Annotated in this window: 8 protein-coding genes; 1 reads left to right on the top strand and 7 read right to left on the bottom strand. The window is 69.7% G+C overall.

Going from position 1 to position 12,314, the window contains the following annotated elements; genetic code table 11:
- Window positions 1-67: 67 nt before the first annotated feature.
- The 5 genes from VGV60_09235 to VGV60_09215 form a co-directional block, all read right to left on the bottom strand.
- A complete protein-coding gene (locus VGV60_09235; protein ID HEV8701439.1) occupies window positions 68-652 on the bottom strand; it encodes a carboxypeptidase-like regulatory domain-containing protein in 585 nt (194 codons plus the stop codon).
- Between the two features lie 196 nt (window positions 653-848).
- Window positions 849-1,598 (bottom strand): DUF4388 domain-containing protein, encoded by a 750-nt coding sequence (locus VGV60_09230; GenBank protein ID HEV8701438.1) that lies wholly within the window; start codon window positions 1,596-1,598, stop codon window positions 849-851.
- 43 nt (window positions 1,599-1,641) lie between these two features.
- Window positions 1,642-3,900 carry a PEGA domain-containing protein gene (locus VGV60_09225; protein HEV8701437.1) on the bottom strand — a complete coding sequence of 753 codons (2,259 nt, stop codon included), beginning with the start codon at window positions 3,898-3,900 and terminating at the stop codon, window positions 1,642-1,644.
- Window positions 3,897-5,603: a tetratricopeptide repeat protein gene (locus VGV60_09220; protein HEV8701436.1), complete on the bottom strand. Its 1,707-nt coding sequence runs from the start codon at window positions 5,601-5,603 to the stop codon at window positions 3,897-3,899. The genes VGV60_09225 and VGV60_09220 overlap by 4 nt, the downstream gene beginning before the upstream one ends.
- Complete coding sequence (locus tag VGV60_09215) at window positions 5,600-7,672, bottom strand: serine/threonine-protein kinase (protein ID HEV8701435.1); 2,073 nt, start codon at window positions 7,670-7,672, stop codon at window positions 5,600-5,602. The genes VGV60_09220 and VGV60_09215 overlap by 4 nt, the downstream gene beginning before the upstream one ends.
- 314 nt (window positions 7,673-7,986) lie before the next feature.
- Here VGV60_09215 and VGV60_09210 point away from each other — a divergent pair, with 314 nt between their 5' ends.
- Window positions 7,987-8,748 (top strand): bifunctional nuclease domain-containing protein, encoded by a 762-nt coding sequence (locus VGV60_09210; GenBank protein ID HEV8701434.1) that lies wholly within the window; start codon window positions 7,987-7,989, stop codon window positions 8,746-8,748.
- Here the strand turns inward: VGV60_09210 and VGV60_09205 are convergent.
- Window positions 8,738-9,445 (bottom strand): YfcE family phosphodiesterase, encoded by a 708-nt coding sequence (locus VGV60_09205; GenBank protein HEV8701433.1) that lies wholly within the window; start codon window positions 9,443-9,445, stop codon window positions 8,738-8,740. The two genes, VGV60_09210 and VGV60_09205, sit on opposite strands and share 11 nt — an antisense overlap.
- Before the next feature lie 88 nt (window positions 9,446-9,533).
- Window positions 9,534-12,314 carry a response regulator gene (locus tag VGV60_09200; GenBank protein HEV8701432.1) on the bottom strand — a complete coding sequence of 927 codons (2,781 nt, stop codon included), beginning with the start codon at window positions 12,312-12,314 and terminating at the stop codon, window positions 9,534-9,536.

Here is a 12,314-nt window from a genome sequence, read left to right as displayed (position 1 = left end):
GCGGCAATACACCGGTATGGAGGCTTGCCCTTCAGGCCAGGATGTCTCACCGTTTAGGGACTGGTGGTTAGGGCGACGAGGGGCTCGCGTTATCGTCGTTCTTGAGGCCGTTGTACAGCGCGACCGCCGCGCCGGCCGAGAGCACGCCGATCAGGACCTTGCCGCTCGTGCTGGTCCAGAAATGCGGCGTCGCCGTCGCCTCGCCGATGGGCGTGGCGCTGCCCTGCGGCATCGCCATCTTGGCGATCTTGCGGTTCGCCGGCCTCTGGGGCTGGACCGCGAACGAACGGGACACGCCCTCGCCGGGCGAAATGTCGACGATGTTGTCGACGACGAACAGGTTGCCGCCCACCTCGACGACCACGTCGTACGTCCCGCCGGTCAGCCCGGTGACGGCGTAGGATCCCCCCTCGGTCGTGGGCTCGCTGGTGAATTGCCGGCCGGTCCGGACGTTGATCGCGATGACCTTCGCGCCGGAGAGCGGCGTCTTCTCGTCGGACTGGAAGAGCGTCCCGCGAATCGAGCCGTGCCCGATTTCCTCCGCGGCCGACTGCGCCTGAAGCGGTGCGATGGATCCAGGACCGAAAGCCAGGCAGATCATCACAGCGACGGCCAGGGTCCGGCGCGCCGTTGCGGGCCTACGAGTCGCCATTTCTCCCTCCCTCGAAAGCTTGCGGTGTCGGGCACACAGGGATTCAGAGATTGCGCGCGCGAGGCGCCATCCGCAGAACGATCACACGCACATATATTGAAATGGGGCGGTTTAGTCAATAGGCGGAAGACCCCTCAAACACTGGGTGTTTCGGCAGGATCACGATGGAACGTTAGAGCAGATGGGATTTGCCGGGCTACGCCTTCATCAACGCGCCCACGAGCAGGAGGGCCCAGACCGAGCGGCAGACGTCGAGGTCGGGGAGCTTGGAGGACTCGCACATCTCTTCCAGCGACGTCGGCACGTCGCACTGCTTGACGAGCTCCTTCTCCCCCGCCGACAGCGGGAGGTCCTTGACGATCGCCGGCATCTCGCGGGTGGTGCGGTATTCGGAGTTCAGGCCGCCGATCTCCTCGTAGGCCCGCGCCCACGAGGCGATCCGCTTGACCCCCTCGATCACGATCGCGTCGCCCGTGAGGCCGATGGTGATGTTCTCCGAGGCCGGCGGTTTCTCCTCGAAGGTGAAGCGCCCGCGGGTCCACTGGAAGGTCGAGTAGACGATCTCGCAGACCTGCGTGCGCACGTATTTCTCGACCTGATCCGGGGTCAGCATCTTGTAGCGCACCAGGACCTCCCCCAGCCGGTCCTTGGTCGCCACCATGACCTCGAGGGCCTTCATCAGGTCGGTCAACCCGACGATGCCGGCCGACAGCAGGAACTGGTTCAGGCGGTCGTCGCGCTGGTTCGAGGAGGCGAACAGCACGGCGCCGTTCTTGAACTGGACCGACTTCCTTATGGGTCCGTCGGTCACCGTGAGCAGGCCCGTGGCGCGCGTGGCGGACATCTCGTGGAACAGCTTGGGGATCGTCGTCGAGCGGATCTCCCCGTCGCGGGAGGCGCGTGGCGGCGGGACGGGAGAGTGCGATGCCTGGGCGGACCCACTCATAATTCGGAAATGTAGTGTCCGGTCGGGCCGGTGTCAATCGGTGTCAATCGATCGCCTTGAGCATCCTGGACGCCGCGGACGCGGCCGACGGGCCGTCCCCGCTGTCCAGGGTGCTGCCGGCCTGCGCCCGGGCCTGCTCGAACGCGCTCCGGGCGGCGGCGGGGTTGCCGCGACGCAGGGCGCACAGGCCGCGATAGTACAGAACGGTCCCCTGGGACACGCCGGTGACGGTCGGCAGGCCGGCCCGGGCGAACCCCTCCGATTCGGCCTTGTCGTACACCCGGAAGTGCATGTAGGCGACCCCCAGGTTCAGAAGGGACGCGCCGCGATCGCCGTCCTCCGTGGCGGCCCTCGAGCGCAGGCGGAACTCGGCCAGGGCCCGGTTGTACAGGAGGGACGGATCGCTGAGCGGTGTGACGATCGGCCCCTCGTCCGGGGTCAGGCGGACGGTGCGCGGCCCCGACGCGTCCTCCACCGCCAGGACGAGGGTCGGCTTCAGCCCTCCCGGGCGGGACATCTCGGCGGCGATCGCCTGGTTCACGTCGCGCACCCCCGGCGTCTTGCGATTGCCCACGGCATGGATCCGGTCCCCCTCGCGGAGGCCGGCCTTGGACGCGGGGCCGCCCGGCAGGACGCGGACCACGAGCGGGCCGTCGGGATCGCCCTGCCCGTCGAGGAGGCTGTCCACCAGGCCCATCCCCCACCACGGCCCCCGGCTGGGCGGGGCGGTGTCCAGCCGCTTCACGAACTCGCGCACCCCCTCGGGCTGGTCGAGCCGCAGGCGCACGACATCCGGCGCCGGGTGCTGGACCGAATAAAGGGCCAGCGTCCACGATTTTTCGTTGTCTCCTCCCAGCGTCAGGCCGGCGAGCACGAGGTCGGCCCTGGCGCTCGAGGCGGCCTCCTCGAGGATGGCCGGCGGCAGGAGCGTGCCGGCCCGCACTTCTTCCGGCTCGGTGATCATCCACTTGATGATCGAGTCGCGCAGCGCCTGCAGGGTCGCGGGAGTGCGCACGACGTTGAGCGTCTTGAGCCCCTTCGCCAGCTCGTCCAGAAGCGGCTTGTCCTCGTCGCTCCAGACGGCGCGGCCCCACTCGTCGAGCCGGAAGGTGCCGACGTAGGCCAGGGTCGGGCGCAGCTTCACGTCGAGCGTGTTCACCTCGCCGGCGGACAGGCGGATGCGCTCGGACCAGGAGCCGACGTCCGGCTTGATCACCGCCAGGTCGCGCTCCCCGCCGCACTGTCCGGGGAGCACGAGGGGCGTGGTCCCCTTCTTCTCCCCGTCCACGAACACGTCCGCGCCGGAGGGGGTCGAGGTCAGGCGCAGCTCGCTCTTGGCGTCCTGCAGGACCACCGGCGTGAACTTCATGGGGGCGTTCTGCTCGAGGTCGAGGCTCACCTTGATGGCGAGGGCGCGGGACTGGTAGCAGCTCTTCTCGAAGGTCACCTTGTGATCGCCGGCGGTCACCATCGGGATGAGCAGCGGGGCCGAGGCGTTCTTGGGATCGAAGCCCCCCTGCTGCGCCAGCGCCTCCGACTCGGGCGTCGCCGGGCCCGCGGACAGGACGGCGGGGCCGCCGTCGACCGACACGCTCACTCCGGGCGGCACGGTGACGAACTGGAGGGTGCGCCGGTTCGGGCGCAGGGTGATCGTCTTGCGGGTCTCGGCGCCGGCGACCACCGCGATCATCTCCTCGAACGGGTCGTAGCCGTCGGCCTCGGCGCGCAGCATGTGGTTTCCCGACAGGACGGCGATCGTTCCGACCCCCTGCCGCTCGACCGGATCGCCGTCGACCAGGAGCCGGGCCCTGGGGGGATCGAGATGCAGGATCAGGAGGCCGGCGATCTTCCCCCGCACCCGGTCGAAGAGATCGACGACCTTCGGAGACAGGGTCTGGCGGTCGATGGCGTAGCCGGGATTGAGCTTCAGGAGCGCCGCGAAGTCCCCCTCCGCCGACTTGACGTTTCCCAGGTTGAACAGGGCGCGCGCCCGCATGTCGTAGGCGGCGCACAGGAGGTTCATCTCCTCGACGCTCAGGTCGGCGGCCTTCGCGGCCTTGCGCGGCTCGATGATGGTCGAGAGCTCGCGCGCCGCGCCGGTGAAGTCGAGGTTTTCGATCCGCTCCCGCGCCCGGTTGAATGCGGCGCGCATCGACTTCAGGGCGGCGGTCAGGTCTTCCTCCTCCTGCGCCAGGAGCGGCCGGGCCGTCCATGCCAGGAGGGGCGGCGTCAGGAGCGCCAGGCCGAGCGCCGCGGCGAGCCGGGCCGCGCCGGGACGGCGGATCCGCGCCGGGCCTCTCATCGGAACCTCAGGATGGTGGCGCCCTTGCGTCCGGAGATGTAGACGCGGCCGATCGCGTCCACCGCCACGGCGGACGGCTCGCCGAGCCGCGCGGCCGCCTCCTTGGACGGGCGGATGATGGCGAGCCGCTCGCCCGACGGCGAGGCGACGTAGACCCAGCCGGACCGGCCGTCCAGGACGAACAGGTCCCCCAGGCCGTCGGCGGCGAAGGCGATCGGCTCCGTCAGTCCCAGCCCGCCCAGGTTGATCTTGCGGGTCGCCTTCCCCTGGTTCAGCTCCACGGCGATCTTCAGGCGACCCTCGAGCGCGTACACCACGCCGTTCTCGCTGCGGGCGATGTCCACGAACCGGCCGTCCTTCACGTCGGGCCGGAGCGTCGCGACCAGGCGTCGCGAGCGATCGAAGGCCAGGACGGCGTTCTCGCGCGGGTCGAGCAGATAGACGCGCCCCGACGCGTCGGCGGCCACCGGGCCGAATTCGCGCGGCGGACGGCCGTCCGGACCCTTGAGATCCGCTCCGCCCCAGTTCTTGGAGTTCAGCGCGATCTGGTTGGACCCCGAGATGTAGACGGCGAGCCCTTCCCCGACTCCCACGTACCCCGGGAGGGGATTGGCGATCCGCTCGACGACCTTCCCCTTCGGATCCAGCCGGAACACCCCCGGCGACCTGGGGGACGCGACGACCGCCAGGCCCTGGGCGTCGATGTCGATGTCGGACGCGCCGCGGAACGTCTCCTCCGCCTTGGCGGTCGTCCCGCGGCCGGGGGCCGGGGCTCCGTAGGTCTCGTCGAGCCTGTAGAGGTCCGGCTCGGGCGGCGCCGCCGCCGGCCCGTCCGAGACGCGCTGGGCCTTCGCGGCGGCGGAGGTCTTCGCCGCGGCCTGCGCCCGGAGAAACGCCGGCTGCAGCCGCAGGCGGTGGATGAGGGTGATGCGCTCCAGGGCGCGGGGCGCGAAGCGCGACTCGGGGTAGCGCGTGCGGACGCGCTCGAGCACGAGCGCCGCCTCGGCGGGGTCGTCGAGCAGCGACAGCGCCAGGCCGAGCCGGTAGAGCGCCTCGGCGGCCAGGGGGCTGGCCGGGCTCTCGTCCATGAGGCGCGAGAAGAAGTCGGCCGCCAGCGCCGGGTGCGCGCGCATCGTCTCGCACATCCCCGATCCGAAATAGGCGTCATCGGCCGCGTCGCTGTCGGGATAGATCTGCGCGGCGGAGGCGAACCGGGCGCACGCCTCGTCCAGATCGGCCTTCGGGTTGGCCGGCTCCAGCAGGATGTAGCCGAGCTTGATCAGGGCGCGGGGCGCCTCGCGGGAGGAGCGGTACTTCTGCGCCAGCGTCGCCAGGAGGTCGCCCGCCTCCTTGACCGCCTGGGGCGAGGCCGATCCGATCTGCGTCCAGGCGGCCGCCGGGTAGATCAGGTCCGCCACCTTGAGCAGCGCCTGCGGGGCGTGCGGGCTGTCGGGGAAGTCCTGGAAGACCTTCTTCAGCGTCTGGACCGCCTCCTCGCGCCGCCCCTGCCTGAGGGCCTCGATCCCCCTGGCGTAGGTGCGCGCGTCGAGCGGACGGTCATCGTCGTCCGGGGGAGCGGCCGGCGGAGTCGCGGCGGGCGCGGGGGCAGCCGGCGGGGCCGCGGCCGTCAGGGTCGCGAACGCCGCGAGCAACACCGCGAGGACGAGGACGGACGCCTGCGGGACGAGCGGGCCGCGGCTCAAAACTTCACCGTCACGAGCGCGTCCTTCCCGCCCGACACGGCCACGTTGACCTCCTGCTCGGCGCCGTTGGGCACGAAGACGACCTTGACGCGGTGCCCGCCGGAGGCGATCGGCAGGCTGAGGACCGGGGTGACGTCGACGTAGACGCCGTCCACGAAGACCTTGCAGTTGCTCGGCTGCGCCTGCACGGTCAGGCTGCCGACGGCCGGGAAGGTGATGAGGGGCGTCGAGGCCCTGCCCCCCTCGATCGTCACCTGCGCGCTCTCCTTGACGAACAGCTTGTCGTTCCTGAAGGTGAGCGCGTGCTTTCCTTCCTGGAGCGCCAGGGTCTCCCCCGCCTTGCCGATCCGCCGGTCGCCGGCGTAGATCTCGACGTCGTAGTCGGCCGGCTTCTTGACCATGAACGTGCCGGACGGCACGGGGTCGAGCTTCACTTTCTTGAGCGACTCGACCATGGCGTCGAAGTCGGCGTCGGCGTCGTAGGAGGCGGTCCAGGGGCGGTAGCCCTCGCGCTGCAGGGTCAGGGAGCGGCTCTCGCAGCCATCGATCGCCAGGACGGCGGGCGTCATCTTGCCGGTGTCATGATCGTTGAGCCGGATGCGCGCCCCCGGAGGATCGGACGCCACCATCACCTCCTCGAGGCGCGGCTTCAGCTCGAGCACCAGGTTCCCCTTGAAGGACGCCAGGTCGGAGGCGGTCATCTCCGCCACGGCGCGCCGGCAGCCGGCCTCCGCCACGATGTTGTGCGGCTTCGGATCGGACAGGGACAGGACGACCCGGGGCTCGGCCAAAGGGGTCGCGTCGAGGGAGATGGCCCCGCCGTGCGGGATGGTCGACACGTCGATCGCGACCATTCCCGCCGCTCCCGGCCCGCCCCCCGCGGCCGCCGCCAGCGTGGTCGTCCCGCCCGCGAGGTTGCCGCCGCCGGACGTCCCGCCGGCTTCGGCGACCCGCCCGGGCGCCTGCTCGTGGCGGTTCACCAGGCGCGGGAAGAGAACCAGACCGAAGCCGGCGATCACGACCACCGCCGCAATCTTCAGGGAATGCCGCGCACCGAAACCCGGTTCCGGCCGGACGGCCGCGTCCTCGCGCCCGGCCGCATCGCTTGGCCGGCCGGCGCGACGGCCGCCGCGGTCCCGCCCGTTGCGGCTTCCCCTGGCCGTGGTCCCCGGCTGCGCCATCGCACGGGTGGCCGGCGCCTGCCGGGCCGTCACCGGGAAGGGGCGCGACAGCGTGTCCTGCGGCAGCACCGAGAAGGCCCTCACCAGGTCGGCCACCATGTCCCCCCCGGTGGCGTAGCGTCTCTCCGGCTCCTTCGACAGCGCCTTCTCCAGGATGCCGTTCACCTCGGGGGGGAGCGCCGGATTGTGCGCCGCGGGCGGTCGGGGATCCTCGTAGAGGACGCGGTAGATGATCGTCGAGATCGAGTCCCCCTCGAACGGCCGCGTGCCGGTCAGGAGCTCGTACAGCACCACGCCGAGGGAAAACAGATCGCTGCGGCCGTCCAGCTCGTTCCCCTGGATCTGCTCCGGCGACATGTAGCTCGGCGTGCCGAGAAGCACGCCGGCCTGCGTCAGGTTCGCGGACGGGCTCTTGGCCAGCCCGAAGTCGGTGACTTTCAGGACGCCGCCCTTCAGGACCATCAGGTTGGCCGGCTTGATGTCCCGGTGAATGATGTGATTCTGATGCGCGTGATCGAGGGCCGCGGCCGCCTGGGCGATCAGCTCCTGGACGCGCCTCAGGGGCAGAAGCGTCTCGGGCCGCGTGTGCTTCTCGAGCGTCTCGCCTTCGATGAACTCCATGGCGATGAACGAGACGCCGTCCTCCTCCCCCACGTCGAAGATCGTGACGATGTTCGGGTGCAGGAGCTTGCCCGCCGCCTGCGCCTCGCGCAGGAAGCGGTGGCTCGTCTCGCGCGCCTCTTCGTCGGACGTCCCGGGCGGCAGGACGATCGTCTTGATCGCGACCTTGCGGTCGATCTTGGGATCGTCGGCCAGGAAGACCCGGCCCATCGCCCCCCTGCCGATTTCACGGATGATTTCGAAGCGGCCCAGCTTCTTCAGATTCATCGACCGCTCGCCCCGGACGGGGATCAGGGGACCCGATGGAAACGGGCCCGCGGAAGGCACCGGACGTCGTCGTAAGTGACCACAGTAGAGTATTTTAGTGTCGCACCGGGGGCCTGTCAAACCGGCCACGATCGCAGTTTTTCAGGGCTATCTTCTTGATTTTCATCAATTTGCGCCATACCGGGCCGCGTCGGGACCGGCAACGGGCTTAATATTGAACATCGTGGCGCCGAGAGTGTGATGAGTTCCAGTGTGAAATGGGGGCTGGCTTGACGTTTGATAATGGTGGTCGTTTCCACACTCCGAGAGCCGCTATGCTCGCCGTCTTGGCGCTCCTGGCGAGCCCGGAGCTGAGCGCCCAGGAGTCGCCGGCCGTCCCCGAACGTCCCGACGGGCCGGTCCCCGTGCATGTCGCCGGGATCCGGCAGACCGGGCCCGATCAGGTGCTGCTGATCCTGGCGGACGAGAGCGAGCAGCGGGCCGTGCCGATCGCGGTGGGCCGGGACCAGGGAATCGCCATCTACCTCGGAAAGACGAAGACGGAGACGGCGCGCCCGATGACGCACGATCTGCTGGCGTCCATCCTGGGCGTCCTGGGGGCGGTCATCGAAAAGATCACGGTGACGGGGCTGAAGGCGGACGTCTACTTCGCGGAGATCTCGCTGCGGGCGGGGGGCAAGGTCCATCCGATCGACGCGCGCCCCTCCGACGCCATCGCGCTCGCCGTGCGCCTGAACGCGCCGATGTTCTCGGCGGCCGCTCTCCTGAAGCCTCTCGACGGCTCCGATCCGGAACGGACGATTCACGCCGAAAAGCGTCTCGGGCTGACCGTGCAGGAGCTGGACCGCGATCTGGCGGCGTCCCTGGGGGCCGAGGCGGTCCGGGGCGTCCTCGTCGCCAGCGTCCTCAAGGGGGGCGTCGCCGAGCGCGCCGGGCTGCAGCGCGGCGACATCCTCGAGGCGCTCGACGGGCAGCCGGTCCCCCACCTGGCGGAATTCCGCGGCAGCAGCGGGCGGGAGATCAAGTCCTTCACGATCTGGCGGGACGGACAGACGCGGACGGTCGCTACCCCTTGAACAGGTGCTCCGCGTCGTGCGGAAAGCGGCGATCGCGCATCGCGCGGATCAGCCGCTCGACGTCGTAAGGGAACCGGCGGTACTGCACCTCGACGCTGCCGTTGACGTTGATCACCACGTAGCCGGTCCGCGGGTCGTCCGCCTTCGGGTAGCCGACGCTGCCCGCGTTCACGAAGTGGCGGCCGTCCACGATGCGATGGTACGGCCGGTGCGTGTGGCCGAAGACGAGGACGTCGGCGTCGGCCGCCTCCCCCATCTCGCGGAAATAGTCCGGGTCCCGGTCCTCCCACATGCAGGCCGACAGATCGATCGGGTTGGCGTGCACCACCACGGTCCGCCGGCCCGCCGGCTCGTGCCGCTGCTCGAACGGCAGGTCGGCCAGGAAGGCGCGCGCCCGCCGTTCGGTGCGCTCCAGCGTCCAGGCATAGGCGAGATTCTCCAGCCTGCGGGTGCGTGCGTCTTCGCCGTGGCCGCCGAAGTCCTCCGCCCCGGCCGACACGCTCTCGTCGAGGTTGCCGCGCACGCCCTCGATCTTCTCGACTCTCACCAGCTCGACCGTCTCGTTCGGGAACGGGGCGAACCCGACCAGGTCTCCCGTGTGCACGATCAGGTCGTACCCCTCGGCCCGGCACTCGCGCAGGACGACCTCGAGGGCGGGCAGGTTTCCGTGGATGTCACCCAGGGCGATGAGCTTCATGGTCGAGCCTCACGGACGGGCCGGACCGCGTCCGCGGGCTGCCGAGGATAGCAGAAGCGCGAGATGCGGGCTATTGCGCGGCGGAGGCTTACGCGGCGTGGGCCTTGGAGAAGGACTGCAGGACCGGTTCGAGGCGCGCCATCTCCTTCTCCAGAACCGCCATGGCCTCGTCGGCCCGGTCCACGGAGTCGCCCTGACCCATGTCCTCCAGGACCATCGCCGCGCGGGCCACGTGCGGGGCGCTCACGTTCATCGCGGCGCCTCGCAGGGAGTGCGCCCCCTTCCCTATCCGGCCCGAGTCGCGCGCCTTCACCGCCGCCCGGATCTCCTGCAACCACTTGGGAGACTCCGCGAGGAACCCCACCACGGCGCTCATGAGGATCTCCTGGTCGCCGTCGAATCGCGCCAGGGCCTCCTCCCTGTCGAAGGCGCCATCGGGTCGCGCCTTCCCCCGGTCGTCCGGCGAAGCCTTCGCCCTGGAGCCCAGGCGGCGACCGATCGCCGCGAACAGCTCCTGCGTCCGGATCGGCTTGGACACATAGTCGTCCATTCCGGCCTTCAGGCACTGCTCGCGATCTCCCTTCATGGCGTGGGCCGTCATGGCGATGATCGGCACCCGGGTCCCCCCGGCCTTCTCCCGTTCGCGAATCCTCGCGGTCGCCTCGAAACCCCCCATCACGGGCATCTGGACGTCCATCAGGACGACGTCGAACGCCTCGTTGTCGAGCAGCGCCAGGGCCTCCTTCCCGTTCCCCGCAATGGCGACGGTGTGGCCGGCCTTCTCGAGGATTTTCGTGGCGACCTGCTGGTTCACCTCGTTGTCCTCCGCCAGGAGGACCCGGAACCGGGGCCGCTTCTCGCGCAGCGAGTGGCGCGTGATCAGCGGCGCCTCCGGGCCTTTGGCGACCTGCTTCCCCAGGGTCGTCATGATGGCGTCCAGGAGCTCCGACTGGCTGATCGGCTTGGTCAGGTAGGCGGCGATCCCGAGCTCGCGGCAGCGGCTGGCGTCCCCTCGCTGGCCGCCGGAGGTCAGCATCATGAGGGACGGTCCCCCGAGCCTGGGATTGCGCTTGATCTTCCCGGCGACGGAGAACCCGTCCATGTCGGGCATGCACGCATCGAGCAGGACCAGGCGATAGCCCCGTCCGGTCCGCGTGGCAGCCTCCACCGCCTCGAGGGCCGCCGGTCCTCCGTCGACCGCGGTCGGCTTGACACCCCAGTTCGAGAGCATTTCGGTCAGGATCATCCGGTTGGTGGCATTGTCGTCCACGATGAGAGCGTCCATGCCGCGCAGGGCGGGCACGGGCTGGTCCGAGTCACGCTCCTGCACCGCGCCCCGGCCGAAGCGGGCCGTGAACTGGAAGGCGCTCCCCTTTCCCGGCTCGCTCTCCACCCAGATGCGCCCCCCCATCAACCCGACGAGCTGAGCGGAGATCGTCAGGCCCAGCCCGGTCCCCCCGTACCGACGGGTCATGGATCCGTCGGCCTGCGTGAAGGGCTGGAAGATGAGCTCCTGCTTGGCCGCGGAGATGCCGATCCCGGTGTCGCGGACCGTGAAATGCAGCAGGTCCTCAGGTTCGCCTTTGGATTCGCGGACCACCCGGATCACGACCTCTCCCCGCTCGGTGAACTTGATCGCATTGCCGACGAGGTTCGTGAGCACCTGCCGCAGCCGGCCCGGGTCGCCCACGAGCGCGTCCGGCACGTCGGAGGCCACGTGGTAGGCCAGCTCGATCCCCTTGGCGTGCGCCTTCTGGGAGTGCGCCTTGAACGTCTCCCCAAGCGCATCCCGGAGCCGGAAATCGATCGGGTCGAGATCCAGCCTCCCCGCCTCGATTTTCGAGAAGTCGAGAATGTCGTTGATGACGGTGAGCAGGGCGTCGGCGGAACCCTTCACCACCAGCAGATTGCGCCGCTGCTCGGACCCCAGCTTCGAGTCCAGGATCAGGTCCGTCATTCCCATGATGCCGTTCATGGGAGTCCGGATCTCGTGGCTCATGTTGGCCAGGAACTCGCTCTTGGCGCGATTCGCAGCCTCGGCCGCCTCCTTCGCCGACACGAGCTCCGCCTTGGCGCGCTTGTGCTGCGCGATCTCCTCGGACAGCTCCCGGGTGCGCTGCTGCACGCGCTGTTCGAGCTCCGCGTGCATCGTCTTCAGGGCTTCGTCCCGCTCCTGAAGCTGGGAGAGCATCTCGTTGAAGGCGTCGATCAGCAGGCCGATGTCGTCCTTCCCCTCCTTCTCCACGCGCACGGTGAAGCTCTTCTCCATGGCGACGAGCCGGGCGGTCTGCGCCACGCGGGCGAGTGGACCGGAGATCACGCGCTGCAGCCTCGACGCCAGGAGCAGGGCCACGCCGAGCGCGCCCGCCATCAGAGGCAGGGCGATGCCCGCATTGACGCGGATGCTGTGGCTCAGCTCATCCAGGTTGGAAGCGAGGAAGACGGTGCCGATACGCTGCCCGTCCAGGACGATCGGGCTGAACTGGATCAGGCGCCCCTGCTCGAACCGGGCTCCGTCGGCTTGTCCGGGGGACGCAGGCGGCGCCTCGCAACCGCCTCCCTCGCGGCTGTACCAGGCGAACAGGCTGCCGTCAGCGCGGTAGATCGCCGCGCAGATGATCGGCTCCTGCGCCCGCAGGGTCGCGAGCGTTTCCTCCTCGGAGGACCGATCCTGGAAGGCCAGGCTGGCCCGGCTGTTGGCCTCCACGACGCCCGACAGCATCACGAGACGGTGCCGCATCGCCTCGCGACGGTTGTACAGGTCGTAGGCCAGGAACAGCCCGCAGGCGAGCAGCAAGGCGACGCTCGTGCTGAGCAGGATGATGACCGTCAGCTTCTTCCTGATGGAGAGGTCCCGCAGGCTCGGCAT

The organism is Candidatus Polarisedimenticolia bacterium (assembly GCA_036001465.1).
Lineage (GTDB): Bacteria > Acidobacteriota > Polarisedimenticolia > Gp22-AA2 > Gp22-AA2 > Gp22-AA3.
The sequence above is the reverse complement of the archived record's forward strand: the minus strand, read 5'-3'. Positions and strand labels throughout refer to the sequence as shown.

Excerpts from the sequence above, each read along its gene's own strand:
- VGV60_09230 (HEV8701438.1), bottom strand. The coding sequence starts at position 1,598 with ATGAGTGGGTCCGCCCAGGCATCGCACTCTCCCGTCCCGCCGCCACGC.
- VGV60_09215 (HEV8701435.1), bottom strand. The coding sequence starts at position 7,672 with ATGAATCTGAAGAAGCTGGGCCGCTTCGAAATCATCCGTGAAATCGGC.
- VGV60_09225 (HEV8701437.1), bottom strand. The coding sequence starts at position 3,900 with ATGAGAGGCCCGGCGCGGATCCGCCGTCCCGGCGCGGCCCGGCTCGCC.
- VGV60_09200 (HEV8701432.1), bottom strand. The coding sequence starts at position 12,314 with ATGCCGAGCCTGCGGGACCTCTCCATCAGGAAGAAGCTGACGGTCATC.
- VGV60_09210 (HEV8701434.1), top strand. The coding sequence starts at position 7,987 with ATGCTCGCCGTCTTGGCGCTCCTGGCGAGCCCGGAGCTGAGCGCCCAG.
- VGV60_09235 (HEV8701439.1), bottom strand. The coding sequence starts at position 652 with ATGGCGACTCGTAGGCCCGCAACGGCGCGCCGGACCCTGGCCGTCGCT.
- VGV60_09205 (HEV8701433.1), bottom strand. The coding sequence starts at position 9,445 with ATGAAGCTCATCGCCCTGGGTGACATCCACGGAAACCTGCCCGCCCTC.